Source organism: Gemmatimonadaceae bacterium (genome assembly GCA_030647905.1).
Taxonomy (GTDB): Bacteria; Gemmatimonadota; Gemmatimonadetes; order Gemmatimonadales; family Gemmatimonadaceae; genus UBA4720.
On record JAUSJA010000034.1, the window covers coordinates 40,409 to 66,832 of the forward strand.

The following is a 26,424-nucleotide window of genomic DNA, read 5'->3' on the forward strand; positions in this document are numbered from 1 at the left end:
GCTAGCTCGTCAATGCGTCGGAGCGCTTCCGCTCTTCGCTATCGCGGCGTCGAGCACCGGCCGCATGTCGGCGAACGGCAGCGCGCCCGCGAGAATCGAATCGCCGACTATGAAGCTCGGAGTGGATTGCACCCCTGCCGACTCGGCGCGGTCGTGGTCCGCCATGATCAGCGGCAGCATTCGCTTCGAATCCACGCACTTGCTCCACTCCGCTACGTCCACTCCCACGGTCCGCGCGATGGAGTCGAGCACCGGACGGGGATCGGGCATCGGAGTCCACTGCTTCTGCGAATTGAACAGTGCGTCGTGGTACTGCCAGAATTTGTTCTGTGCGCTCGCGCACATCGCCGCCTCGGCCGTGATCACCGCGTGCTGGTGCTGGCCGAGCGGAAAGTTGATGTACGCAACCTTTACCTTTCCGCTGCGTACGTATTCGTTGATGAATGTCTTGTATGATTCGTCGTGCCACTGCTTGCAGTACGGGCACTGGAAGTCGCTGGCGATGATGACCCACGTTCTGGCGGTGCTGTCGCCGTCCACACGTCCGTGATCAGCGGCGGCAACGACGAGGTCGGTGGCGGGTGCGGTCGTCTTCGTCGGCGCTGCCGCCGAAGCGGCAGCGTCGGTTGGCCGCGGGTTTGAATTGGCGGGGCTGCAAGCCAGCAACAACAGGATCGCAACAAGCGCGGCACCAAAGTTGACTCGGTGTATCGGCATCCGCTAAATAGGTGGCGGCCGAAGGGTTGAAATCAAGGGTGGAGGAACGATTCACGGTATAGCTGTTCTGCACGTGCGCGCCGCGGCGCGAAACATTCAGGCAGTGGCGCTGGCCGCAACTCTGGTGCTGCCTCTGCCCGCTGCGGCGCAGGAGCCGGTGATCCCTTCACCTACCGGACTCGTCAACGATTTCGCCCACGTGCTCGACTCCGGAGCCATCGAGCGGATGACGCGAATCGCCGAGGACGTGCGAGCGAAATCGCGTGGCGAGATAGCGATCGTTACCCTTCCTGATCTCGGTGGGCGCGACGTCGCCGATGTGGCGCTGCGCATCGGTCGGGAGTGGAAGGTCGGAAAAGTCGGCACGCCCGGTGATCCCACGCGGAACGCCGGCGCCGTCATCCTCCTGGTCCCGAAGGAAACAAGCTCCGACAATCGCGGCCGCTGTTTCGTCCTCACGGGGCAGGGGACGGAGGGATTCATCACCGACGCCACCGCCGGCGACATCTGCCGCACGGCGACCCCGGACTTCATCAACCGCGATTATTCCTCGGGTCTCGAGCGGGTGACGCTGCTCACAGCCGAGCGCTTCGCGTCGGAGTTCAATTTCTCTCTCGATACCTCGCTCGTTCCCCCCGCACCGGTGCGGCGGGAGCCAGGGTCGTCGGGTGGCGGAATTCCGCCGATTGTCATCCTCATCATCTTCTTCGTCGTGCTGAGCATTCTCAGTAGCGCCAGCCGGCGCGGAGGGCGAGGAGGCCGGAGCGGATGCGGAGATGGCCTGCCGCTCCTTCTCCTGATGGGCAGCAGCGGAGGACGGAGATCCGGTGGCGGTGGCTGGGGCGGCGGCGGATTCGGTGGTGGTGGCGGGGGCTTCGGCGGATTCGGCGGCGGGGGCGGATTCTCCGGTGGCGGCGGGGGATCCAACTGGTAAAAAACGAGACGCACAGATTGCAGAGACGCAGAAATCGAAAATGGACCAACTATGGCAATGACACTGAATGAGCTTGTATCGCAGCTTCGCAACGCGTACGGCAGCACGCTGCAGTCCGTGATTCTCTATGGCTCGGCAGTCGCCGGGGAGCACATCGCGAAGAAGTCGGATTACAACGTGCTCGTGATACTCGACGCTGTTCCGCTCGACCGGCTCGCCGCGGTGGGAGCGGTGCTGCGCGCGTGGGCGGACGGCGGCAATCCTCCTCCGATGACCTTCACGAGCGCCGAGTGGAAGTCGTCATCCGACGTGTTTCCGATGGAGTACGCGGACATACTGGAGCGGCACAGCGTGCTCTACGGCGAGGATGCGACCCAGGGCATCACCGTGTCCAGAGCCAACCTGAGACTCCAGGTCGAGCAGCAGGCGCTGGGCAAGCTGCTGCATCTGAGGCGCGGCGCGATGGCAGCGGGCGATGACTCCGGCGAGCAGATGAGGCTCATCGAGGCGAGCCTGAGCGCGATCATGGTGGTTTTTCGCGGCGTCGTGCGCCTGCACGGGGAAGTGCCGTCGCAGGATTATTCGGAGCTCAGTGCCGATGTCGCGCGGAAGGCGGGGTTCGACGCAACGCCGGTCGAACGCGCCGTCGAGCACGTGCGCGGAACCATGAAACTGAAGCGCGCGGATGCCGGCATGGTGCTCGCGGGGTACATGGCCGGCATGGAGGCGCTGGTGGCGTATCTCGACCGGTTCACGGCATAAACTTTTCCGACGGCATTAGCGTAGGTTATTTCGACTCACTTAACGAGGCACAAGACATATGAAACGCCGCTATCTAGCCATTCTCGCACCGCTTGCGCTCTCAGGGTGTGGATACAACAGGATTCAAACGCTCGACGAGACCGCATCGTCCGCCAAGCAGCAGATCGAGGTGCAGCTCCAGCGCCGCGCCGATCTCGTGCCGAATCTCGTGAATACCGTGAAGGGATATGCGGCGCACGAGGAGGGAGTGTTCACGCAGGTCGCCAATGCACGCGCCGCCCTGAGCGGCGCCGTCCGGAGTGGTGATCCGGCTCAACAGGTTGCCGCCGATGCGCAACTCACCGGAGCGCTGGGACGGCTTCTGGCGATTGCCGAAGCGTATCCTCAGCTCAAGGCCGACCAGACGTTCCTGCGTCTCCAGGACGAGCTCTCGGGGACCGAGAACAGGATCGCCGTGTCGCGCAGCGACTACAACGCGGCGGTGCGTGATTACAACACGTACATTCGCGGGTTTCCGCAGGTGCTGACGGCGAAGGTAACCGGAGCAAAGTCGCGCCCATACTACGATGCGCCGCCTGTCTCCGATTCCGCTCCCGCCGTCGATTTTTCGAAACCGGCAGCACCCGCGAAGTAACTGGAGAGCCCGGCCGAGCGTCCTTACGAAACGCTCACACACATCTGACGCTCTCTTGACACCGGGAGAGTGCTCGCCTATCTAAGGCGCACTATTCGACCGGGCAAAATTCTTTTGTCCGGTCGAGCTGGTCTGTCGTCCTTCCCGGACGATTCGGACCGGGTCCTTTGTGACTCCAACCTATGGAGAGAGGCGTGAGAACAACTCGTACGTTCTTAATGTCGCTCCTGCTGCTCGGGCTGTTCAGCACGAGCGCATGGGCGCAAACGCGGCGCATCAACGGCCGCGTCACCGCATTAGGCAGCACCGATCCTATCCCTTCGGCGACTGTAAACGTTGTCGGCACCACGTTTGGCGCCGTCACCGACGCTGACGGCAGGTTCTCGGTCACTGCACCTGAAGGTCCTGTCACTCTGCGCGTGCGCAGAATCGGCTACGCTCCGAAGAATATCGCGGTGGCGTCCGGGCTCACCGAAGTGGCGATCAGCCTGCCGAGAGACGTCCTCGAGCTCGACAAGCAGGTCATCACGGGAACAGCGACGACGGTTGCATCGGTCAACGCGCCGAACGCCGTCACCGTTCTGTCCACCGACCAGATCAACCGCGTTCCGGCACAGACGCTCGACAACGCGCTGCAGGGCAAGATCCCCGGCGCGATCGTCTCCACGAACTCCGGCGCGCCGGGCGGTGGAACGCAGATCCAGCTCCGCGGCGTCAACACGATCAACGGTGCGTTCAGCCCCATCTACGTCGTGGACGGAGTCATCGTCAACAACTCGGCGATCTCCAACGGCCTGAACGTCATCACACAGGCCTCGCGCTCCGGCGGCGTCGCGAACTTCGCGTCGAGCCAGGACCAGATGGTCAACCGCATCGCCGACCTCAACCCGAACGACATCGAGAGCATCCAGGTCCTGAAGGGACCCTCGGCGAGCTCGATCTACGGATCGGTTGGAGCCAACGGCGTAATCATCATCAGCACCAAGAAGGGCCGCGCCGGCAAGACGACGCTCGACATGACTCAGCGATTCGGCACCTACACGCTGGCGAACAAGCTCGGACCGTTCCTCTGCTTCAAGTCGGCTGATGAAGCCGCGGACGGCGGCTGGATCGGCGGCGGAAAGGATGCGACCCTCTTCAATGCGGCGACGAACAAGTGCCACGACTACGAAGAGGAGTTCTACGGCAACAACAAGCTCGCCTACCAGACTGTCGCTTCGCTGCGTGGCGCCACGAGCAGCGGAACCAACTTCTTCATCTCCGGCCTCGCTCAGCACGACAACGGACTCGCTCCGAACGACTTCTATCAGAAGCAGTCGCTTCGCGTGAACGTCGGCCACCAGCTCGGAACGCGGCTCAGCCTGCAGGCCAATACCGAAATCCTGCACTCGCTCACCCAGCGCGGTGTCAGCGGTAACGACAACACCGGTATCAACCCGTACACGACGTTCTCGCAGACGCCGAGCTTCATTGATCTTCAGCGTCAGCCGGACGGCACGTTCCCGAAGAATCCGCAGCGCGCGGTCGGGAACAGCAATCCGTTCCAGAACGCCGACCTTGTCAAGACTCCGGAAAACGTCTTCCGTCTCATCGGAAGCGCCACCGGCAGCTACAACATCCTCGCGGCCGAGCGGCAGACGCTTGACCTGACGATGACGGGCGGTGTGGACGCTTACAATGACGAGGCGAAGGTCATCTCGCCTGCGACGGCGTATGTCGAGCAGGTGAACGCGAACCCCGGCACGCTGGTTCTGACGAATGCCAACGTCGTGCACGCGAACCTCAACGGGACCCTGGCTCACCGGCTGATCACGAACGCCTTCAGCGCGACGACATCCGGCGGATTCCGTCAGACGCGCCGCGAAATCAATCAGGTCAACAACATCGGCCGCGGCGTGTTCCCCGGCGTGACCAACGTCGGCCTCGCTGTTCAGACTTTCATCAACCAGGCTCAGAGCACCGACAAGGTGTTCGCGCTGTTCGCGCAGGAAGAGCTGCTCGCGCTGAACGAGCGCCTGCTCCTGACCGCAGGGATCAATAGCGAGCGGTCGAGCAACAATGGCGACGCGAGCAAGATGAACGCGTATCCGAAGTTCGCCGCCTCGCTGCGCCTGCCCGAGATGCTTCCCAAAGTCAACGAGATGAAGCTCCGTCTGGCCTGGGGCAGGGCTGGTACCCAGCCGACGGCAGGCAAGTTCACGTTCCTCACGACGCTGTTCAACGAAGGACGCTCCGGTCTGCGCGCCTCGACGGTCAAGGGTTTCTCCGGAATCAAGCCGGAAACCGCGACCGAGCTCGAAGGCGGCTTCGATCTCCAGGCGTTCAACGGACGTAGCCGCCTGTCGTTCTCACAGTGGCGGAAAACGGTCACCGACCTGCTCCTGCAGGCCAACACGGCGCCGTCCACCGGCTTCACGAGCCAGTACATCAACGGTGGGAAGATCGTCAACAACGGAACCGAGGTCGAACTCGGCATCACGCCGATCCAGACCGACCGGCTCGAGTGGGTCTCGAACACCACCTTCTCGCGCTTCAAGGGCAAGGTGACGGAGCTCCCGGTGCCGGCATTCAATCCTGGCGTCGGATCGTTCGGAAGCCGCTTCGGAAACGTCTTCATCCAGAAGGGTGAGTCGCCGACCGTCATTCAGGCGGTGAACGAGTGCGCAGTGGCCGTCGCGCCGCGCAGCGCCACGGCGCCGTTCGGCGGAAGCTGCCCGTCAGCCAGCCGCATTCTGCACTTCGTGGGTGATGCGATGCCCGATTTCACCATGGGCTTCAGCAACGACTTCACCTTCGGCCCCATCCGCCTCGGCTCGCTCTTCGACTGGCGCAAGGGTGGTGACGTGATCAACCTCACGAACAACTATTTCGACTCTGGCCTTCTCGGCGACACGGCAGTCGGTAACAACCGCGTGACGGCATTCCGCGGCGGCAAGGCAGTATATGTGGAGGATGCCGGCTTTGTGAAGCTTCGCGAGCTGACGCTGGCGTACCAGCTCCCGGCTGCCCTCGCGAGCCGCCTGTTCAACGGGCGCGCTGAGGCGGCGAGAATCGAGTTGAGCGGTCGCAACCTGATCACGTGGACCAACTACACGGGCCTCGATCCGGAAGTGTCGAACTTCTCGAACGTCGCCCTTGGACGCATTCAGGACGTGACGCCGTATCCGCCAAGCAGAAGCTTCTTCTTCTCAATCAACGCCACCTTCTAGTCATCGAGTGATCTCACATATGAGGAAATACACAATGATTGCGCTCGGGCTGGCGGCTGTCGCCGTCGCCGGGTGCAAAGACAGCTCGATCGTGAATCCGGAGGATGCGCCGACGGTCGAAGCTCTGAGTGGCGCGCTCACGCGCGGCTCGCTCCAGCAGGTCGCGACCGGCGTTCTCGCTCAGGATCGCGCAGCAGTAGTTGGAACGTTCACGCATTACGTCCTGTCGGCGATCTTCGCGCGCGACGTGTACCGCATTGACGCGTCGGAGCCGCGCTACGTCGGCGAGACGCTCGCCGGCCAGCCCGATCCGGGCAGTTTCGCCGGCGGCGGCGGATGGACGCAGTTCTACACCGCGACTCGCGCGGCGTCGAACCTGCTGATCGCTCTTCCCTCGGCGTCCGCCGCCGAGGTGAGCGCGGCCGAGAAGAGCGCGACTGCGGGCTTTATCAAGACGATCAAGGCGATGGATTACTATCGCCTCGCCGAGCTTCGCGACACCGTCGGCATCGCCATTCAGAGTGACAACCCGGACGAGGTCACTACGATTCGATGCAAGACTCCCGCGCTGGCGTACATTGCGGCGCTGCTGGACAGCGCCCTGGTGGACCTCAATGCGGCGGGCGCAGCGACGAACCTTCCATTCGTTCTGCCGACCGGCTTCACCGGATTCGGCCGGAACTACCGGGTCGTCAGCAACGTCATCATCTTCAACCGCGCTCTGAAGGGCAAGGTTGATTTCTACCGCGGACTGGACAGGACCAGCCCGCAGCCGGCGTTGTTCACGCAGTCTATCACCGAGCTGACGCAGGCTCTGGGCGGCGCCGCTGCTGGCGCGGTCCCGGCGTCGCAGTTCTCCGTCGGTGCGTACTACAACTTCGTTCCGGGTGGCTCGGAGGCGACGGCCAACAACCGTTCCGACGACAAGATCGGCTTGAACCCGGCGGTGAAGGACAGCATCCAGGCCGGGGACACGCGTGCTTCGAAGATCGTCAATCGCAGCGCGACGCTGTCGGGCTTCGGTATCTCGACGTCGATCACGTACGTCGGATCGGTTCCGAGCAGCACCAACCAGACTCTGCCGATCGGCATCCTGCGTGACGAAGAGTTGGTTCTTCTCCGCGCCCAGGCGTACATCGAGGCGGGCAACTTCGCCGCCGCGACGGCCGACCTGAACTCGGTCCGCACGTCGTACGGGCTCGCTCCGTACGCAGTGTTCACGTCGAAGGAAGTGGCCCGCAGCGCGGCTCTGTACGAGAAGCGCTACTCGCTGCTCTTCGAAGGTCCGCAGCGTCTCGTGGATCTCCGCGGGTACGGCCGTCTCAACGGCACGTATCTGAAGAAGGAGACGGCGACGGATCCGTACAACGCAGCGTTCCCGATTCCGCGTGCCGAGCAGGATGCGCGGAACAACGACTTCGCCTGCAAGGCGACGTAAGAAGACCGCTACCCGCTACCCGCTACCCGAAGCTCACAGCAACGGGTAGCGGGTAGCGGGTAACGGGTAGCGGATCAGTTCGGGGGGTGCCGCACCGCCCGCAGATTGAATTCGATCCTCGCCTCGGAGGAGGGGCTCATGCTGTGCGTACGTCGTATGGCTGGCGTGGTCGTCTCCGTCTGGTCCATCGCCTGCGCCCACCCGCAGACTGTCGGCCCGAGCCCATCCAACTCCGGCGAGATCACCGAGGAGGAGATTGCGGCCACGACCGCGTCGAACGCCTACGAGGTGATCCGAAAGCTGCGGCCAAATTTCCTGAGCTTTCGCGGCAAGACGAGCCTCCTCGGGACGTCGAACGCCGATCCGACTGTTTACGTGGACGATCAGGCGTACGGTCCCATCAGCTCGCTTCGAACTATTCCAGCATCGCAGATCACCCGCATCCGGATGTACAGGTCGTGGGAGGCCACGACGAAGTACGGAACGGGGAACATGGGTGGCGTGATTGCGGTCACGACGAAGCAGTAGGGCGTAAGGTCATTGGCTGAGCCAATTCTGCCGGCGTCCCCCGCATCGGAGAGGGTCAAGGGGTAAAAAAAAGAACGGCCCCCGCTGGAAACAGCGGGGGCCGTCTTCTCACTCGTTCCGAGTTACGGCGTGTAGGTCGCCGTGAGAGTCGCGCCGGTGTATGTGGCATAGGCGTCGAGAAGCATGTACCATGTTCCCGACTGGGGGTTGGCGATGCTGCAGGTCTCGTTATTGCCACCGTTCCACGAATGGCAGTCATCAGCGCTACCGGAGTTCGTCGGCGGAACAGCACGGCGCACGTAGAGATCAACGTCGCCGGTCCCGCCACGGATGGTGACGAGGAGATTCGTCGTGCCTGCCGGGACGAAAATGCGGAATAGCGCCGACGTGCCAGTGGCTCCGCTCACCGCAACCGCAGCCCCCTTGGCGATCGAGGTTCCCGAAAGTTTGTTGATGGTGATGCTGGCGGACTGCGTCTGGGTCGGGTCGGACGTTAATGTGGCAATGACGGCGGTGACACCGGGAGCGACGGCAGTCACAAGTCCCGTATTCGAGACGCGTAGAACCAACTCATTGTCGCTCTTCCAGGTGACGGAGGCAGGAGCTCCTCCGGACCTGGCAACCAGCTGAAGCGTGGTGCCTTCGTCGATGCTCGTATAGACCGGAGAGACTTCGAAACTCCTCACCGGTTCGTTGAAATTGTAGTCGTCGGTGCAGCCAACGTAGAGCAGGGGGAGCATCGCGAGCGCGAGAATTCCTTTGTAGTGTTTGATCATGATGGCTGGTTCCGTTGCTGGAGGTGTTTGGCGGGGGCGCAGAAGCCGACGAATTCCAAGAGTAGGGCCAAGATACTTCCGAGGCAAGATGACGGCAACCTGCTCGTCACATCGTGCTCGTCGCATCGCTCGTCACATCGGCCTTGCAACTCCCTGTTGCCCTCCCTACATTTTCCGGACAATGCCTTGGCAGGCCGCGTTTGCGACCGAGGCCTTGTTTCGCATCCATGTGTCAGGAAAGGCGCCCTTCGCGCTCAGCGAAGTGCGACTGCTGTGTTTCCAGTTCGCTTGAGCTCAGCCGCGATCGCAGATGGCGATGCGCGGGATTTCCAACCCCGGAGGAGGGATGCGATGGCAGATATAAGTCCTTGAGAAGTTCGGCACCCGCATCCTGAACGCCCCCCGCCTTCCTGTGACTACGCCAGGATCCGCCTCGGGTTTCAGCCTCCAAGGTGAGTCAGCCACACTGCACGAAATGGTTTGCCTCGGCCTTTCTGTACGAATACGGATTGAGCCGAACCACAATTTCCGAACTTGAGGTAAGCATGATCAGCATCAGACGAGTCGGACGGCTGTTCTCTGCCGCACTGGTCCTCGTTGCGTCGTTCGCGACTGCATCGAGCGCCCAGGCCCAGGCAGTGATCAGCGGCCGCGTTACCGACGCGAGCGGGAACGGTGTTCCCGGCGCAAACGTCGTCATTCCGAGCCTGGGCTTGGGTGTCGGCGCGAATACCAGGGTCGATGGCACCTATACCATCACACTGTCGTCCAATTCGGTCGGACGCAGCGCCGTAGTGATCGCCCGCCGCATCGGCTTCAAGCCAGTGACCCGCGACGTCACGATCACCAGTGGCACGCAGACGCAGAACTTCCAGCTCTCGCAGGACGCGACCCGCATCGACGACATTATCGTCACGGGCGTGGCCCAGGCGACCTCCAGCAGGAACCTGACGATCTCGGTCGGCAAGGTCGGCGAGGCTCAGCTCAAGGAAGTGCCGGCGATTTCGCCGGCGAGCGCGCTCGCCGGAAAGGTGGCCGGTGTCCGGGTGTCGTTCACCCAGGGACAGCCAGGGTCGAGCCCGGCAATTCGCGTGCGCACTTCGACCAGCCTTGGCGTTGGCGAGCAGAGCCCTGTCGTCATCATCGACGGCGTGATCTCGCAGAACGGGCTGGCTGACATCAATGGAAACGACATTGAATCGATCGAGGTGCTGAAGGGTGCCGCCTCGGCCAACAGCTACGGCTCGTCGGCCGCCAGCGGCGTGATCGCGGTGACCACCAAGCGTGGCAGGAACTCGCCCGAGGGCTCGGTTACTTTCCTGACGCGCAACGAGTTCGGCACATCGTCGGTCGAGCATTATGTCCCGCTGCTGCAGACACATCCCTTCCGCCTGAATTCCGACGGCTCTTTCCTGTTGAGCGGCACGGGCACCCGCATTATCGAGACGGACGGTTACATCGACAATCCGTTCCCCACGGGAACGTACCGCGACCAGCTGAAGCAAAACCTTCAGGCGGGCCGCAACGTGAGCAATTACGCGCAGGTCGCCATGCGCCGCGCGAACACGAATTTTTCCACTTCGTTCAGCCGCGACACCGATCGTGGCATTCTCCCTCTACTCGAGGGGTTCCGGCGCCAGAATGTTCGACTGAATCTGGACCAGGGTCTGGGGACAAAGGCCGATGTCTCGGCTGCCATCACATACGGTCTGTCCTTCAGCGACCAGACGCCTGAATCACTGGCAGGCTCGGGGTCGACGTTCTTTTCGTTGCTGCAGGCGCCGCCGGACGTCAACCTTACGTATCCCAACGCGACCGCCTCTTGCAACTTCGCCAACCCGACTGCGGAAGCGTGCGGCACCAAGTATTCTCCGGTGCTTCCGCTCGCAGCCGCCGGTGGAACCTCTCGCGGAAACCCGCTTCTCGACATGGCCCAGCGCAGCTACAACGAGCGTCGTGAGCGAATCATCGGCTCCTTCTCCGCCCGTTTTCGCCCGGTCTCGTGGCTGACGTTCGACGGAAGCTACGGCACGGATCGGCTTAACCGCCGCGAGACGAACTTCATGGATCGTGGCCTCGTCGGGACCAACACGACCGTGGAGAATGAAACGGCCGGCTATCTGCGCCTGGAAACCAACAACAACCAGGCTTCGAACAGTCAAGCCAGCGCGTTGACAAACTTCACGCTCGGTCAGCTTCACTCCACGACCCGCCTCGCCTATCAATATGAGGAAGAGCGGAACAATTCGTTCAACACCACCACGTCAAAGCTGCTTGTCGCGTCAGTCCCTGATCTTCAGGCCGGCGATCCGGCGCAGCTGAACGCCGGTTCGAGCATTCAGAACATCAGGACGATCAATGGGAACGTCGTTCAGAACTTCAACTACGGCGACCGATATCTCCTCCAACTCGTCGGCCGGCGCGATGGCTCGTCTCTCTTTGGCTCGGACAATCGCTGGGCGAACTACTACGGAATGTCCGGCGCCTGGAGAATCTCCCAGGACTTCAGGATTCCCGGCTTCCAGGAGCTCAAGATTCGCGCGGCGCGTGGCACGGCAGGCCTCCGCCCAGGCTTTGCTTACCAGTATGAGACGTATTCCGTGTTCGCGGGAACCCTTTCGAAGAACACGATTGGCAACAAGCTCCTCAAGCCCGCGCTTCAGACGGAGAACGAGGTCGGCATTAACGCCAGCTTCCTCGACCGCTTCGACCTCGAGTTCGTGAAGTCGGATAGACACACCGAGGGCGCATTCCTGCTCGTGCCGCTGTCGCTCGCGCAAGCTGGTGGATTCACTGCTCAGTGGCAGAACGCCGCGCGCGTCGGTGGACGGACGCAAGAGATATCGCTCAACACTCGCGTCATCGAGCGGCCGAAGCTCAGCTGGAACATGACACTGACGGGGGAACGCTCGCGCCAGAAGATCGACGAGCTGAACCGCGCAGCGTTCCGTGTCGGGAGTGGTTCGCAGGGCCAGGCCATCTTCTACTACAAGGCAGGGGAGCAGCTCGGCGTCATCTATGGACAGCGCTGGGCCCGGTCGATCGCGGAGCTGGCCGACAATCCCCTGAACGCAGGCAAGGACCTCAACGCTCTGTACGAGGTCAATGACGATGGATACGTCGTGGCCAAGGGTACCCGCGGCAAGCGCACCGAACGGGCGATCGTCTATGTCGATCCGACCGGCAGCAACAACGTCAAGATCGGAGACGTCAACCCTGACTACTCCTTCGGCTTCGCCAACACCCTTCGCCTCGGTGGCTTCACGGTGTACGGGCTGCTCGACGGGACAAAAGGCGGAAACATCTACAACTTCACGAAGCAGTGGATGTATCAGGACCGCCGCCACAGTTCGATCGACCAGTCCGCGAAGGCGCCAGAGAACAAGAAGGCGCTCGAGTACTATAGCGTCGGATTCTACAACAACCTCGAGCCCAACAGCTTATTCGTCGAGGATGGCAGCTACGTGAAGCTTCGTGAGCTCTCCGTCAGCTACAACTTCGGCCAGACACTACTCAACTCCATGCGCTTCCTGGGTGAGGGTCGTTCGGTCAAGGTTGCCTTGATCGGTCGCAACCTGAAGACCTGGACCGACTATACCGGCTTCGACCCTGAGTCGAGCTCGAACGCAGACTTCAACTTCCGCATTGATGGCTTCCGCTATCCGAGCTTCCGCCAGATCACTGGCCAGATCGAAATCGGCTTCTAATAAAGGGAATCAATACTCATGAAATTCAACAATCGAATTGCGACGTTGACTGGAAGCGTGGGGATACTCGCGCTCGCCGGCGCCTGCAATCCGGACCTGAACGTCACCAACCCGAACGCGCCCGACGTAGCGCGCGCGATCGCTACACCTGGTGACGTCCGGCAGCTGATCGGAAGTTCGTTCAATACCTGGTATCTGACTCATCAGGGGAACCAGGAGCCGGATCCTTCCGTTATGGTTGGCGTCATGGCCGACAACCTTACCATGGCCTACGGTAACTTCGGAGCCCGCTTCAACGGCCAGGAGCCGCGTGTGGCCTACCAGAACAGCTCGGCAACCGGTGATGGAAGGGTTGCCAGCTACACGTACGACGGGATTTACGGTGCCCTTGGCGCTGCCAATGACGGCCTCGCCGCAATCAAACGCGGCATCAGGGTGGCGCTCACCAAGAGCGCGCCGGACGAGACGCCGCAGATGCAGGCGTTCGCCTGGCTCGTTCAGGGCATGTCGCTCGGCTTCGAAGCACAGGTCTTCGACAAGGGCTTCGTCGTTATCGAGGACACGGAGCCCGGTACGGGAGCGCTCCAGCCGTACACAGCCGTCGCTACGGCGGCCGTCGCCAGTCTCGACAAGGCGATTGCCTCGGCTGCGGGGAAGACCTGGACGTTTCCGAGTGAGTTCACGCCCGGGATGACGCTCACCGCAGACAAGGTGGGGCGGATGGCCAACACGATGTCCGCGCGCGTGCTCGCCTACACGCCCCGCACGGCGGCCGAGAACGCGGCAGTCAACTGGGCGAGGGTTCTCTCCTACGCCGAGAAGGGCATCAGCACCGGTGCCGCGTTCGATCTCCAGATCAAGGGAGACGGCGGCAACAACTGGTACGATCACTTCAAGCTCTATAACAACCTCGAGAGCTGGATTCGCGTGGATCAGCGAGTAATCCAGCTGGCCGATCAGACCCAGCCGGTCGTCTGGACCAGCACAACCCCGCCGCCTGCGGTCAATTCACCGGACCGGCGGGTAGGCTCTGCGGCCGCCGGTGGAGGCACAGATTTCCGCTTCGTGTCTGCAGTCCCGTATGACCCGGCACGCGGGGTGTATTTCTTCAGTCAGTGGTCCCACAAGCGCTACATCGACCACTCGTACGAGGTTGACGATTACGCTCTCACGACCGTTCCGTTCGTGCTCGCCGCCGAGAACGATCTCCTGATCGCCGAAGCTCTTGTACGGACGAACGGCGACAAGGCGCGTGCGGCAACGCTGATCAACAAGACCCGTGTGGGTCGTGGCGGTCTTCCGGCCCTCTCAGGAGGAAGCAGCAACAATGATCTTCTCGCGGCTATCTTTTACGAGAGGGACATCGAGTTGTGGGGAACGGGCGGAGGGCAGGCGTGGTTCGATCGTCGTCGGATAGACACGAACCTCACCTACAACGGACTCCCCATCGGAAACACGTGGGGCTTCCGAGGCGGTTCCAACCTCCAGAAGGGCACTCCACGCCATCTCCCGGTTCCCGCAAAGGAGCTGGAGACGCTTGGTCTGCCGGTGTATACGTACGGCGGTAACACTCCGAATCCGATCTTCCCGGAGATGTAACGAGGGACAGAGGCAAATAAAGAGGGCACGCCGAAAAGGCGTGCCCTCTTTATTTGCCCGTTGCCCGTTGCCCGTTGCCCGTTACCCGTTACCCGTTACCCGCTACCCGCTACCCGCTACCCGCTACCCGCTACCCGTAACTGTTCTCATCCGACGAGCTTCAGGTTGCCGCAGGCGATCAGCGCATCAATGCCCTGCTGACGCGAACGATAGACCTCGATGTGGTACGAGCCCGACGTCGGGAACTCGACGGGCAGCGACGAGCTCACCTGGGCGCGGCCGCCTCCGCCGATCTGGAGCTCGGGGAAGTTCGACATCGGAATGATCGGGAGCGCCGGCGTGCCGCAGCTGCCCGAAAGAATCGCCCAGCTCAAATACCTGTCGGAGCCGGTATAGTTGAACGTCAGAGCGATGCTCGTCAGCGAGGGCCGATCGCCGCGCGTCCATATGGCGGAGCCGTAGCTGCGGTCACGCGTTGTCTGAACGACTTCACCCCGGCTCTGCATCACCGACTGAATGTTCGCCGTCCAGCGGGCTGACTCGGACATCGCAATCGTCTGCGATCGTGACGGCGCGCCCGCCACAGGCGTGTTCTGCGCGCAACCCGCCAGCAGTCCCAGCGCCCCGGCACTCACGGCCACCAACAGATCTCTGTTCTTCATATGGCTTTCCTTCCTCCAGTGGATTGCGCCCGGCGGACGCGGGTGAACAACTCCATGTGTGATAGCCCGCGTACAGCAGATTGTCAAACTGGCGTCGCCACGCTTTCGCGCCCTATTTCTGCTCCTTGGGGAACATCGGGGCGCCCTTCGTGACCTGCCATCCAGTTGGGTCCATGGTTGCGAGCGAATCGAAGCGATGATCGTGCACACTTCCCGGCGCACCCAACCGTCCCCACAGCTCCTCCGCTTTCGCGGGCATGAACGGCGCGGCATGGAAGCATTGCCTGAGGAGCTGCCTCGCGAGAGAGCCGAGCGTCCGGTCGAGCTCCGCCGACCGGGATTCATCCGCCGCGAGCTTCCAGGGCGCCTGGCGATCGACGAATTCGTTGGCCCGCGCGATGGTCCTCCACAACGCTTTCAGCGCTTCGTGCAGCAGATATCCGTTGTCGCCGGTCATGCTGGCGTGATATGCCGCGAGATCCGCCTCGTCGGCCTGATCGGTCGCCGGGTCATTTCCTGATGGAATCACGCCGCCGCGATACCTGTTTATCATGGAAAGAGTGCGGCTCGCGAGGTTCCCGAACGCGTTCGCCAGGTCCGCGTTGTACCGCTCCTCGAATCGCTCCCACGAAAAATTTCCGTCCGCATCGAACGGAACTTCGCGCAGCAGGAAATACCTGAACGCGTCCGGGCCGAAGCGGTCGATCGCCTCGTCCATGTTCAACTTCACGCCTGCGGACTTGCTGAACCGGTCGCCGGCAAGCAGCACGAATCCGTGCGCCCAGACCTTTCGCGGCAGCTCGAGCCCGGCGGCCATCAGCATCGCGGGCCATATGATGCTGTGGAATCTCGTGATGTCCTTGCCGATGACGTGCAGGTCTGCCGGCCACCGCTCGGTAAATCGTTCGTCGGGATAGCCTGTCGCGGTGAGGTAGTTGGGCAGAGCATCGAACCAGACATACGTCGTCTGGATCTCGCCGTCGCTCGACGGGCGCGGGAAGGGAACTCCCCACGAGAAGCGCGATCGGCTCGCAGAAATGTCCTCGAGTCCCTGGTCGAGCAGCGCCAGCATCTCGTTGCGCCGGCTCTTCGGTCCGAGAAAACCCGTCGTGCCGATCAGCTCGCGCAGGCGCTCCGCATACGCGGAGAGCCGAAAAAACCAGTTCTTCTCCGCGACCCATTGCAGCGTCCTCGTCGGGTGGAGAACGCACTTGCCCTGGATGATCTCGTTGTCCTGTTTGAACGACTCGCACCCCACGCAGTACCAGCCCTCGTATGCCTTCTCGTAGAAGTCGCCGGGCGACTTCTCGAAGATGCGCTCGATCAGCGCGCGCACTCCGGCGCGATGGCTCTCGTCGGTGGTGCGTATGAACTGGTCGTTCGAGATAGACAGCCGCCGCCACATGCCCTGGAAGCGCCCGGCGATCTCGTCCACCAGCGCCTGCGGCGTCACTCCGCGCTCGATCGCCTCGGACAGGACCTTCTGGCCGTGCTCGTCCATCCCGAGCAGGAAGTGAACATCGTCGCCGCGCAGGCGGCGATAGCGCGCGATGACGTCGGCGCCGATCTTCTCGAACGCGTGGCCGAGGTGGGGGTCGCCGTTGGCGTAATCAATGGCGGTCGTGAGGTAGAAGCGCGCCATCTCAGTGTTCTCCCTGCTCGCCGCCTCTCCCTCTTCGACCTCCCCTGCGCCCGCGCCGCCGCCTGGCACCAGAATCATCCCGGTCACCGGCACGCGTCGCGGCGTTCGCGTCTTCCTCCATGCCTGTCGGAGGTACCGCGTCGCCTGACTCTGCGGAATCCGTCAATTCGAGAACGATGAGCTCGCGCACCGTGGCCACTTCGTGCTCGGATGTGTACATCAGCTCGGGTGAGATGTCGAAGCCGTTCTCGGTCTGCTCCTCTTCCTGCGTCAGCGAGTCGGACACCGCCGTCTCCGGCTCGCCGGCCGTGCCCGCCACACCGCCGATCTCGCGGTTGAAATCGGCGAGCGCGACGACACGTGTCTCTCCCTCAGCGGAGCGAAGCGTCAGCTGTTCGCGAAAGATGTCTATGGCGAGAACTTTCTCCTCACCGCGCGACGTCGTGACGATCCTGCCTTCCTTGGGGAACCGCTTTCTGCTCTGCACATAGAACTCGTGCTCGTAGCGCAGGCAGCACATGAGGCGCCCGCACGCACCCGAGATCTGCGCCGGATTGAGCGACAGCCGCTGGTCTTTCGCGACGCCCAGATTCACCGGTCTCAGCTCGGGAAGCCACGATGCGGAGCAGTACTGCCGCCCGCAGCGGCCGATTCCGTCGAGACGCTTCGCCTCGTCGCGAACGCCGATCTGCTTGAGTTCGATGCGCGCGCGGAAGAGCGCCGCCAGATCGCGCACGAGGTTCCGGAAGTCCACGCGCTTTTCGGCGGTGAAGTAGAACGTCAGCTTCTTGCGGTCCCACTGCCACTCGGCGTCGGAGAGCTTCATCACCAGGCCGTTGGCGCGAACGCGCTCCATGGCCTTGAGCCGGGCCTCCCCGTTCAGCTTGCGCAGATCCTCCGCCGCGGCCCTGTCGCGCGCTGTCGCCATGCGCAGCGCCTTGCGCGTCGGCGCCGACGTGCCGCAACCGTGCGCGCATCCGCCGCTCCTGATCTGCGCCAGCTCGCCAAGCGAGTGCACGTAGCCCAGATCCTCACCGCGGTCGGCATCCACGATGATCGCTGATTTCAGCGCTGGAGGATCGGGATAGTCCCAGAGGAAGAATTCCTTGCGGTTTCCCCTGAAGGCGACTTCTACGAGATGAGCCAAGATCAGTTTTTCACTCGGTCCACTGGCCAAGCCGCAGGAATCTCTGCCTCCGTCGCCGCACCAGCTTCTCGGGGCGGAACTTCCGCAGCTCCTCGAGATGCCGGTTGAGGGTCTCCTGTAATACTTTCGCCGTCGCCGCGTGGTCCGTGTGTGCGCCGCCCGGCGGCTCGGGGATTATCTCGTCGATCACGCGAAGCTCGAACAGGTCGGGAGCGGTGATGCGGAGCGCGGTCGCCGCCTTCTCGCGCATCTCGGGGCTCTTGCCGTCCTTCCAGAGAATCGTCGCGCAACCCTCGACGCTGATCACCGAGTACACCGCGTTCTCGAGCATCAGCACGCGGTCGGCGACTCCGAGCGCGAGCGCTCCGCCGGATCCGCCCTCGCCGATCACCGTCGCGATGATCGGCACCTTGAGCTGGCTCATCTCGAACAGATTACGCGCGATGGCCTCCGACTGCCCCCGCTCCTCGGCGCCGATCCCTGCCCACGCTCCCATCGTGTCAATGAACGTTATCACCGGCACGTGGAACTTCTCGGCGAGCTTCATGAGGCGCAGCGCCTTGCGGTACCCTTCGGGGTGCGGCATGCCGAAGTTGCGCTTGAGCAGCTCCTTGGTGTCGCGGCCGCGCTGCTGTCCCATCACCATCACCGTCTCGCCGTCGAGGCGCGCCCATCCGCCGACGATCGCCGGGTCGTCGCGGAACGCGCGGTCTCCGTGAAGCTCGATGAAATCGGTGAATGCGAGCTCGATCAGCTCCGACGTGAAGGGTCGTCTCGAATTGCGCGCGACCTGCACGCGCTGCCACGGCGTGAGACTGCGGTAGATCTGCTCGCGCAGCTCGGCCAGCTTGCGCTCGAGGGGAACGATTTCGTCGGCGACGCTCATCTGGCGATCGCCGGCGAGCCGCTTCAGCTCGTCGATCTGCCTCTCCAACTCTACGATCGGCTTCTCGAAATCCAGCGTTTGGGTGGAAGTCGCCACCTATCTGCTCCCGCGTTGCAGGCGCACAGAGTCGTTCCCGAGCAGCGATCGCAGCTCGCCGAGCGCGGTGTTGTTGACGGCAAGTGTCAAACTGCGGGAACGGAGTGTCGCCCGCAACCCGTTGCCGTCCGAGTACTGCACCTCGAGCGGAACCGTGCCGGGATAGGCTTCCACTATGGAACGCAGCTCGCGCATCGTCTCCGGCATGCGCGACGGATCGTTGCGCAACTCGATCGCGATCATCACCTGGCCGTTGGCGCGCAGCTCGGCCAGCTTCGTCACCGAGTCCACGACGAACGCAGGATTGTCGGCGTCCTGATCCCGCCGCGCGTAGCCGCCGCGCATGAGAATCGGCACATCGGTCTTCACCTGGTCGGAGAGCGCTGACCATTTCTCGGGGAACACGAGAACTTCCGTCGATCCCGAAAAATCCTCGATCGTAAGCCGGGCGAACTCCGCGCCCGTGCGCTTGCTCATCTGACGCTTGATCGCCGTCACGACGACCGCCAGCGCCATGGGGTCGGAACTCCACTTTCCGATGTCCGCGACCTTGTGCGTCGAGAAGAGCTCGCATTCCGTCGCGAACGGCTCGAGCGGATGACCCGAAGTGTAGAAGCCGAGGATCTCCTTCTCGCGCGCCAGGCGGATTGATTCCGCCCACGGAGCGACGTTGGGGAGCGTCTGCTGCACATGCTCGCGCGATGAGCCCGCCGGTGGAGTGCCGAACATGGACACCTGTCCCGACGCCGCCTCTTCCTGCTGCAGCGACGCCTCGCGGAGCGCGGTGTCGAGCACGGTCATGTACTGCGCGCGATGCCCGCCCAGCCCGTCGAGTGCGCCCGACTGGATGAGCGCCTCGAATACCCGCTTGTTACAGACGCGGAGATCGACGCGCTCCGCCAGATCGAAGATGGACTTGAACGGCGCTTTCTCCCGTGCGGACAGCATCGAATCGATCGCTGACCTGCCGACATTGCGGATTCCACCGAGGCCGAAGCGAATCCGCTTCTCGCCGATGACGGTGAATTTGTAGCCCGATTCGTTCACGTCCGGCGGCAGCAGCTCGATGCCGATCTCGCGCGCTTCGTTGATGTACTTGACGACGCTGTCAGTGTCGCCGATCATCGCCGAGAGAAGCGCCGCCATGAAGTCGGCCGGATAGTGCGCCTTGAGCCAGGCCGTGTGGAACGAGATGATCGAGTACGCAACCGAGTGCGACTTGTTGAAGCCGTAGCGGCCGAACGTCTGGATCTGCCCGGCGATGTCCTTGATGATCTCCCGGGCGTAGCCGCGCGCGACGGCCTTCTCGACGAACTTGCCCAGCTCTGCGCGAATGAGCTCGGCATCCTTCTTTCCCACGGCCTTTCTCAGCACGTCCGCTTCGGCGAGCGAGATGCCCGCCAGCTTCTGCGCGATCCTCATCACCTGCTCCTGATAGGTGATGACCCCGTACGTCGTGTTGAGGATCTCCTCCAGCTCGGGCAGCTGAAAGGTGACCTTCTCCTCGCCCCTCTTCCTCCGGATGTACACCTTGTGCATGCCCGCATCGAGCGGGCCCGGCCGCATCAACGCGTTGGACGCGACGAGATCGTCGAATCTGTCCGCGCGCATGCTCTTCAACATGTCCGTGGCGAGGCTGGACTCGAACTGGAATACTCCCGCGGTCTTCCCCGCGCGGAGCATGCGGAATGTCTCCTCGTCCTCGAGCGGAAGCGAGTCGAGGTCGGGCGCACTGCCGGTCCGCGCACGGATAGACGCCAGCGCGTCCTTGATGATCGTGAGCGTCGTGAGGCCGAGGAAGTCCATCTTGAGCATCCCCACCTTCTCGAGCGCGTTCATGTCGTACTGTGTGACGACGATGGCGTCTTCGCTTCCCGCGCCAGCTCCCTTCGAGCCCTGCGTGCAGATCGGCACGTACTCGTCGAGAGGGCCCGGCGCGATGACGACGCCGGCCGCATGGACGCCCGCATGCCGAGAGAGGCCTTCGAGCGCGATTGCGAAATCGAGCAGCTCGCGGTAGCGCTCTTCTTCCTTATAGAGCTTGCGTACTTCCGGAACCTTGTCGATCGCCTCCTTCACGGTGAGCGAGTAGTTCGGCATGTTCGGAATCAGTTTCGCCAGCGCGTCGGTCTCGGCGGGGGTGAATCCCAGCGTGCGTCCGACGTCCTTCACCGCCGCGCGCGACTTGAGCGTTCCGAAGGTGATGATCTGTCCCACCGAGTCGCGGCCGTACTTCTCGCGCACGTACTCGATCACCTCGCCGCGCCGCTCGAAGCAGAAGTCCACGTCTATGTCGGGCATGGACACGCGCTCCGGATTCAGGAAGCGTTCGAAAAGCAGATCGAACCTGAGCGGACAGACGTTGGTGATGCGCAGACAATACGCGACGACCGAGCCGGCGGCTGATCCGCGGCCTGGTCCGACGGGGATGTCCTTCTCGCGTGCGGCGCGAATGAAGTCGGCGACGATGAGGAAATAGCCCGCGTAACCAGTCTTGGTGATGACGTCGAGCTCGTACTTCAGCCGATCCTGCACCTCGGGGGAAAGCACTTCGCCGTAGCGCTCGTGCGCGCCCTTCTCGGCCAGCGAGACGAGCAGGTCATTCTCGCTTGACGCGCCCTCGGGGAGCGGGAAAGCGGGGACCTGATACTTCTTGGACAGCTCAATCTGTGCTTCCTCGCCGATCCTGAGCGTGTTCTCGATGACGTCCGGCCTGTCGGGAAACGCCGCCTTTATCTCGTCCACGTTCTTGAAGTACAGCCCTTCGTTGTACCGCATCCGGTCGGTGGATGCGTAATCCTTTCCGAGCCCGATGCAGAGCAGGACATCATGCGCTTCGTGGTCCTCACGGCGGAGGAAATGCGCATCGTTGGTGGCGACCACTGGAAGACCGAGCTCAGCGGCGAGCATGAATACGCGCCGGTTCAGCTCGGCCTGGTTCTCCGTGTCGTGCGCCTGCACCTCGAGGTAGTAGTCCTTGAAGGTGTTGGCGTACCACGATGCGGCTTCGCGCGCCCCATCCCAGTTGTCGGTGAGGAGATGGGAGGCCACTTCTCCCGCCATGCAAGCCGAACTGACAACTAATCCTTCGTTGTAGCGGGCGAGCAGCTCGCGGTCCACGCGCGGGCGGGAGTAGAACCCCTCCGTGTAAGCGAGCGAGGAGAGCTTCACGAGGTTCCGGTAGCCGGTGGCGTTCCTGGCGAGGATAACCAGGTGGTAGTACGGCTTGCGGTTGCCCTCGCGCTGCTTGTTGCGGCGGTCGCCCGGGGCGACGTAGGCCTCCATCCCGATGATCGGCCTGATTCCGGCCTTGCGCGCCTTTTCCTGGAATTCCCACGCGCCGTGCAAGTTGCCATGGTCGGTGATGGCGAGAGCGGGCTGCTCGAACTCCAGCGCCCGCGCGATCAGGTCATCGATCCGGTTTGCGCCGTCGAGGAGGGAGTATTCGGAGTGGCAGTGGAGATGTACGAAGGACACCCCTGAAAAATAACACGTTTTCCGGCGCCGCTTTTTCTATTTCGTGTTGACCATGATCACGGCGCTGGCGGGCCCTGTACTCATATCGCGGACAACCGTCGCGGCGCGGGTCGGGGTCAGGTATTCCATCGATACGATGGTGGAGGTCATGATTGTCCGCAGCGCCTCGATGCCGCCGAGACGCAAGCCGTCGAGGTAGACGAGAACCTGCTGATTCATGCTGTTCTGGATTCCCGGGCGCATTTCGGCCTCCTTGCTGGTTTGGACCGATGGAAGTCGAGTCCTGATTCGAGTTTCGCGACTGGGGCAATGCAATCAATTGAATATGGTAGTCCGGCCCGGGAGGCTGCAATCGATCGCTCGACGGAGATGGCGGGGACGGCTGGGGGCCGGCGCCCAAAAAAGACTTGCGTGGGACCGTGGCCGTTCCATATTTGGCGGTTGGAACACACGGAATCACCGTCACCACCGCCCATTTGCTTCGATGCGGCAGGGCTAGTTCCACAATCTTCGTCGTATACGCGAGGCTCCCGATTACCCGTGACAGGAATCTCACTCACTTGGACACTGGCACACCTGGAAAGGTTTGCCGGGTCGATGGCATTCGGCGCGTTGCAGATTCTTCACCTTAGCGAAAGGGGGAACGGGATCTTTCAATGTCAGCTCAGCTACAGTTGCTCGCAGGATACTCACAGCAGCCAATGGCAGTGAAAGGGCAGTGCAATTGGTGGTTTCTCAATCACTTTATTGAGGTATGCATGAAGAGACTATTCCGTTCTACAAGATTCCTCGCCTGGTCTCTGGCGGTGCTGGCGGGCGTGAGCCCGGCGCTGGCACAGGGGCAGGGGGCGGTAATCACGGGTCGGGTTACCTCCAGGGACGGCGATCCTATCCGGGGAGCGAATGTTTACATCAACGACCTGCAGATCTCGGTCGGTAGCAACGAAACCGGCAACTATACCATCAGCATCCCGCAGGCGCGTCTCAGCGGACAGTCGGTCAATCTGCGGGTACGTGCGATCGGGTATACGCCGGATGTAAAGCAGATCACGCTGACCGCCGGCTCGCAGACTGCGAGCTTTACGCTTCGCCGTGATGTGAACCGCCTGGCGGAAGTGGTGGTGACGGGCGTGACCGGCGCCACGGAGCAGACCAAGGTTCCTTTCGCGGTCGCGCGCGTTGACGCGGAGGAGCTCGAGAAGGTTCCGTCGGCCAACCCGCTGGCGGCGCTTTCCGGCAAGGTGGCTGGTTTGAACATCGTTGCGGCTTCCGGCCGCCCTGGCGCGCCTCCTTCGGTGATGCTTCGCGCGCCGACATCTATCGCGACATCGGGGACGGGCGCGAGTCCGCTGTACATCGTCGACGGGGTTGTGCTCAGCGACCAGCTGGCGAACACCGGTGGTGGCGGTCTCGCCAGCATCAACGTCCAGGATATCGCGAGCATCGAAATCGTGAAAGGCGCAGCCGGATCGTCGTTGTATGGCTCGCGCGCGGCACGTGGCGTGATCGCGATCACCACCAAATCCGGAAAGGGGATGGCCGAGGGCATTCGCTTCGGCACTCGCACCGAGTACGGCACCAGCAACATCGAGCACAAGTTCAAGCTCTCCCAGTCGCACGCGTACCGGCTGGACGAGACAGGAACCCGTTTCTGCATAAACGTCACGGGATTCGCCGGCACATCGTGCGCCCGGTCGATCAACTATCAGGCTGAAGTGGCCCGCATCAACAACTATGGCGACGTCTTCGCGCTGTCGCCTGTGGGTTCGTTCCCGGTTGATCCGGGTTCGACTCTGTCGAAGACGACGGCCGGGAACCCCCTCCGCAACGTTTTCGAGAATGAGCGGTGGCCGGGGACCAACTATGACAAGATCGGGCAGTTTGCCGATCCCAAGCCGTTCTGGCAGCAGAACGTCGACATGCGCGGCCGCAGCGGAAACACGTCCTTTTATGCCAGCGCCAACGCATATAACGAAGGCGGGGCCATCAAGTACCTCGACGGTTTCCAGCGTCAGAGCGGGCGCCTGAATCTCGACCACACGAAGGGCGACTGGACGCTCGGTCTTACAAGCTACTTTGCGAAAGACCGCAAGGACGGATTCGTTCAGGAGGATGGCGGCGGAGCCTTTTTCCGGCTGACTCGCCAGATCCCGATTGCGAATCTGGATGCGCGCGACGATTTCGGCCGTCTTTACATCCGGCCGAATCTTGGCGGCGGCGGTACTCAGAACTACAACCCGATGTACTACCTCGAGAATTTCCGGGACATCGCGAACACCTCCCGGTTCCTCGGCAGCGCCAACGCGCAGTGGCGGCCGCTCACGTGGGCGGAGATGGACTTCAACTTCAGCTACGACGGGGCTGATGTCGCGTACCAGCAGTTCCGCGACAAGAATTTCAGATCGACTGCCGGTCCGTCGACCTCCTTCAACCAGGGCACGCTAGTTAAGCGGGCAGAGACTCAGCATCAGTACAACACCGGATCGAACCTCATCCTCCGGAAGACCTTCCTGAGCGATCTCAACACGCGCGCGACCTTCCGCTACGGCTATGAGAATCAGCTGTACGACTATCGCCGCGGCGAAGGTACGACGCTCGCGGCCGTCGGCGTGCCGAACCTGAATAACGTCGGAGCCGATGTTTCCATCACGTCGGGCACCCAGCGCGTGAAGAGTATCGGTTACTTCGGCGGCCTCGACATGGACTGGAAGGACAGGTACGTCGTCGGGGGCCTCGTTCGGCGTGACGGCAGCTCTCTGTTCGGATCGGCGAACAGGTGGAGCACGTGGGCGCGCGGCTCGGTCGCGTGGAGAGTTTCGCAGGAGCCCTGGTGGTTCCTGCCGCAGATGAACGAGCTCAAGCTTCGCGCATCGCGCGGTACAGCGGGCAACCGTCCCGTGTTTGCCGCCCAGTTCGAAACCTACAGCCTGGCGAACGGTGTCCTCGGTGGCGCCGCCACGATCGGTAACAAGGATCTCAAGCCGGAGACGGTACAGGAGACCGAACTTGGCGCCGACGCGGAAATTTTCAATCGCATTGGCCTTGGGTTCACCTGGGCCAGGACCAAGGCGACAGACCAGATACTCGTGGTGCCGCTGGCGACGTTCAATGGTGCATCACAGCAGTATCAGAACGCTGGCCAGCTCGACGGCCAGACGTATGAGGCGTCTGTAAACATACCGGTTCTCATTGGAAAGGATCTCAACTATTCCATCCGTGGCACCTATGACCGGTCGTGGGCGACGATCACCAAGCTGCTCGTGCCGCCGTACACGTTTGGCTCAAGCGCTCAGGGGACGGACAAGCTCTTTTTCGCACGCGAAGGCGAGAAGTATGGCACGTTCTATGGCCGGGTCTTCATGACCAGTTGCGGCCAGCTTCCGATCGCGCTTCAGGCGTCGTGCGGAGCGGGCCAGGATTTCCAGAAGAACAAGGAGGGCTACATCGTCTACGCCGGCGCCGGAAACTCGCCGTCGGACGGTATCACGAAGAACCTCTGGCAGTCCTCGCTATCCAAGAAATCGGGCTACTACACTTCAAAGGCGGGTGGCGAAACCGGAAAGCTGAATCCATCGGTTGACGTGAACTGGGGAATGCCGATGGTGCTCCGGGATTCGACTGGCCAAGCGATCACCTCGCCGCTCGGCAACGCGCTGCCGAAGTATCGTTTCGGAATCGCGCAGACGTTCTCGTTCAAGCGCCTGACGGCGTATGCCCTGATCGACGCGGCCATCGGGCGCAGTGTTTACAATCAGGGACGTGGCTGGGCGCACCTCGACTTCCTGTCCGGCGACCAGGACCAGGCCGGCAAGAACGTCGAAGACGCGAAGCCCCTCGGCTACTACTACCGTGTCGGTCTTCCGGATAACGGTGCCGGAATCGGCGGTTTCTATGACGTGCTTGGCCCGAATTCCAGGTTCGTCGAAGATGCCAGCTACAAGAAGCTTCGCGAGGCCAGCATTGGCTTCCATATCGGGAGCGTCCCCGGCATCAACGGCGATTGGACCGCGTCGGTGGTCGGGCACAATCTCAAGACGTGGACCAAGTACACGGGCTTCGATCCTGAAGTCGGGTTCGGTGCCGTGAGCGGTACTGGCGGGAATCAGGCCAACTCTTCGGGTTCCGCTCTCATCAACGCAGTAGACGCGTTCCAGTTCCCCAACACGCGGACGTTCACATTCTCGCTGTCCACCAGTTTCTAATCAGTCGT

Annotated in this window: 17 protein-coding genes; 9 read left to right on the forward strand and 8 right to left on the reverse strand. The window is 62.4% G+C overall.

What is annotated here, in order from left to right; all coding sequences use genetic code 11:
* Positions 1 to 9: 9 nt before the first annotated feature.
* Positions 10 to 717 carry a thioredoxin domain-containing protein gene (locus tag Q7S20_13170; protein ID MDO8502782.1) on the reverse strand — a complete coding sequence of 236 codons (708 nt, stop codon included), beginning with the start codon at positions 715 to 717 and terminating at the stop codon, positions 10 to 12.
* 103 nt (positions 718 to 820) lie between these two features.
* Here Q7S20_13170 and Q7S20_13175 point away from each other — a divergent pair, with 103 nt between their 5' ends.
* The 6 genes from Q7S20_13175 (at position 821) to Q7S20_13200 (ending at position 8,222) form a co-directional block, all read left to right on the forward strand.
* On the forward strand, positions 821 to 1,651 hold the full coding sequence (locus Q7S20_13175; protein ID MDO8502783.1) for a TPM domain-containing protein: 831 nt from the start codon (positions 821 to 823) through the stop codon (positions 1,649 to 1,651).
* 51 nt (positions 1,652 to 1,702) lie between these two features.
* Positions 1,703 to 2,413 (forward strand): nucleotidyltransferase domain-containing protein, encoded by a 711-nt coding sequence (locus Q7S20_13180; GenBank protein ID MDO8502784.1) that lies wholly within the window; start codon positions 1,703 to 1,705, stop codon positions 2,411 to 2,413.
* Between the two features lie 58 nt (positions 2,414 to 2,471).
* Positions 2,472 to 3,047, forward strand: a complete 576-nt coding sequence (locus Q7S20_13185) for a LemA family protein (protein MDO8502785.1) — start codon at positions 2,472 to 2,474, stop codon at positions 3,045 to 3,047.
* Between the two features lie 194 nt (positions 3,048 to 3,241).
* On the forward strand, positions 3,242 to 6,256 hold the full coding sequence (locus Q7S20_13190) for a SusC/RagA family TonB-linked outer membrane protein (protein ID MDO8502786.1): 3,015 nt from the start codon (positions 3,242 to 3,244) through the stop codon (positions 6,254 to 6,256).
* A 19-nt stretch (positions 6,257 to 6,275) separates the two neighbouring features.
* Positions 6,276 to 7,694: a RagB/SusD family nutrient uptake outer membrane protein gene (locus Q7S20_13195; protein MDO8502787.1), complete on the forward strand. Its 1,419-nt coding sequence runs from the start codon at positions 6,276 to 6,278 to the stop codon at positions 7,692 to 7,694.
* Between the two features lie 156 nt (positions 7,695 to 7,850).
* Positions 7,851 to 8,222: a TonB-dependent receptor plug domain-containing protein gene (locus Q7S20_13200; protein ID MDO8502788.1), complete on the forward strand. Its 372-nt coding sequence runs from the start codon at positions 7,851 to 7,853 to the stop codon at positions 8,220 to 8,222.
* Between the two features lie 122 nt (positions 8,223 to 8,344).
* Here Q7S20_13200 and Q7S20_13205 read toward each other — a convergent pair whose 3' ends face one another.
* Positions 8,345 to 8,998 carry a pre-peptidase C-terminal domain-containing protein gene (locus Q7S20_13205; protein ID MDO8502789.1) on the reverse strand — a complete coding sequence of 218 codons (654 nt, stop codon included), beginning with the start codon at positions 8,996 to 8,998 and terminating at the stop codon, positions 8,345 to 8,347.
* Between the two features lie 545 nt (positions 8,999 to 9,543).
* On the opposite strand from Q7S20_13205, the gene Q7S20_13210 reads away from it, so the two are divergent.
* Positions 9,544 to 12,705, forward strand: a complete 3,162-nt coding sequence (locus tag Q7S20_13210; protein MDO8502790.1) for a SusC/RagA family TonB-linked outer membrane protein — start codon at positions 9,544 to 9,546, stop codon at positions 12,703 to 12,705.
* 45 nt (positions 12,706 to 12,750) lie between these two features.
* Positions 12,751 to 14,304, forward strand: a complete 1,554-nt coding sequence (locus Q7S20_13215; GenBank protein MDO8502791.1) for a RagB/SusD family nutrient uptake outer membrane protein — start codon at positions 12,751 to 12,753, stop codon at positions 14,302 to 14,304.
* Positions 14,305 to 14,450: 146 nt separating this feature from the next.
* Here Q7S20_13215 and Q7S20_13220 read toward each other — a convergent pair whose 3' ends face one another.
* From Q7S20_13220 to Q7S20_13245, 6 genes are all read right to left on the reverse strand, one after another.
* Positions 14,451 to 14,966, reverse strand: a complete 516-nt coding sequence (locus tag Q7S20_13220) for a hypothetical protein (protein ID MDO8502792.1) — start codon at positions 14,964 to 14,966, stop codon at positions 14,451 to 14,453.
* Positions 14,967 to 15,078: 112 nt separating this feature from the next.
* Positions 15,079 to 16,686 (reverse strand): class I tRNA ligase family protein, encoded by a 1,608-nt coding sequence (locus Q7S20_13225; GenBank protein MDO8502793.1) that lies wholly within the window; start codon positions 16,684 to 16,686, stop codon positions 15,079 to 15,081.
* Entirely contained in the window at positions 16,610 to 17,755 is a 1,146-nt protein-coding gene (gene ricT, locus Q7S20_13230) for a regulatory iron-sulfur-containing complex subunit RicT (protein MDO8502794.1), read from the reverse strand. The genes Q7S20_13225 and ricT overlap by 77 nt, the downstream gene beginning before the upstream one ends.
* A gap of 10 nt (positions 17,756 to 17,765) precedes the next feature.
* Complete coding sequence (locus Q7S20_13235; GenBank protein ID MDO8502795.1) at positions 17,766 to 18,737, reverse strand: acetyl-CoA carboxylase carboxyltransferase subunit alpha; 972 nt, start codon at positions 18,735 to 18,737, stop codon at positions 17,766 to 17,768.
* Complete coding sequence (dnaE, locus tag Q7S20_13240; GenBank protein MDO8502796.1) at positions 18,738 to 22,214, reverse strand: DNA polymerase III subunit alpha; 3,477 nt, start codon at positions 22,212 to 22,214, stop codon at positions 18,738 to 18,740.
* 36 nt (positions 22,215 to 22,250) lie between these two features.
* Entirely contained in the window at positions 22,251 to 22,457 is a 207-nt protein-coding gene (locus Q7S20_13245) for a hypothetical protein (protein MDO8502797.1), read from the reverse strand.
* Positions 22,458 to 22,972: 515 nt separating this feature from the next.
* Here Q7S20_13245 and Q7S20_13250 point away from each other — a divergent pair.
* A complete protein-coding gene (locus Q7S20_13250) occupies positions 22,973 to 26,416 on the forward strand; it encodes a SusC/RagA family TonB-linked outer membrane protein (GenBank protein ID MDO8502798.1) in 3,444 nt (1,147 codons plus the stop codon).
* Positions 26,417 to 26,424: the final 8 nt, after the last annotated feature.

Excerpts from the sequence above, each read along its gene's own strand:
- Q7S20_13200 (MDO8502788.1), top strand. The coding sequence starts at position 7,851 with ATGGCTGGCGTGGTCGTCTCCGTCTGGTCCATCGCCTGCGCCCACCCG.
- Q7S20_13170 (MDO8502782.1), bottom strand. The coding sequence starts at position 717 with ATGCCGATACACCGAGTCAACTTTGGTGCCGCGCTTGTTGCGATCCTG.
- Q7S20_13180 (MDO8502784.1), top strand. The coding sequence starts at position 1,703 with ATGGCAATGACACTGAATGAGCTTGTATCGCAGCTTCGCAACGCGTAC.
- Q7S20_13205 (MDO8502789.1), bottom strand. The coding sequence starts at position 8,998 with ATGATCAAACACTACAAAGGAATTCTCGCGCTCGCGATGCTCCCCCTG.
- Q7S20_13195 (MDO8502787.1), top strand. The coding sequence starts at position 6,276 with ATGAGGAAATACACAATGATTGCGCTCGGGCTGGCGGCTGTCGCCGTC.
- Q7S20_13245 (MDO8502797.1), bottom strand. The coding sequence starts at position 22,457 with ATGCGCCCGGGAATCCAGAACAGCATGAATCAGCAGGTTCTCGTCTAC.
- Q7S20_13185 (MDO8502785.1), top strand. The coding sequence starts at position 2,472 with ATGAAACGCCGCTATCTAGCCATTCTCGCACCGCTTGCGCTCTCAGGG.
- Q7S20_13250 (MDO8502798.1), top strand. The coding sequence starts at position 22,973 with ATGAAGAGACTATTCCGTTCTACAAGATTCCTCGCCTGGTCTCTGGCG.
- Q7S20_13210 (MDO8502790.1), top strand. The coding sequence starts at position 9,544 with ATGATCAGCATCAGACGAGTCGGACGGCTGTTCTCTGCCGCACTGGTC.
- Q7S20_13225 (MDO8502793.1), bottom strand. The coding sequence starts at position 16,686 with ATGATTCTGGTGCCAGGCGGCGGCGCGGGCGCAGGGGAGGTCGAAGAG.
- Q7S20_13220 (MDO8502792.1), bottom strand. The coding sequence starts at position 14,966 with ATGAAGAACAGAGATCTGTTGGTGGCCGTGAGTGCCGGGGCGCTGGGA.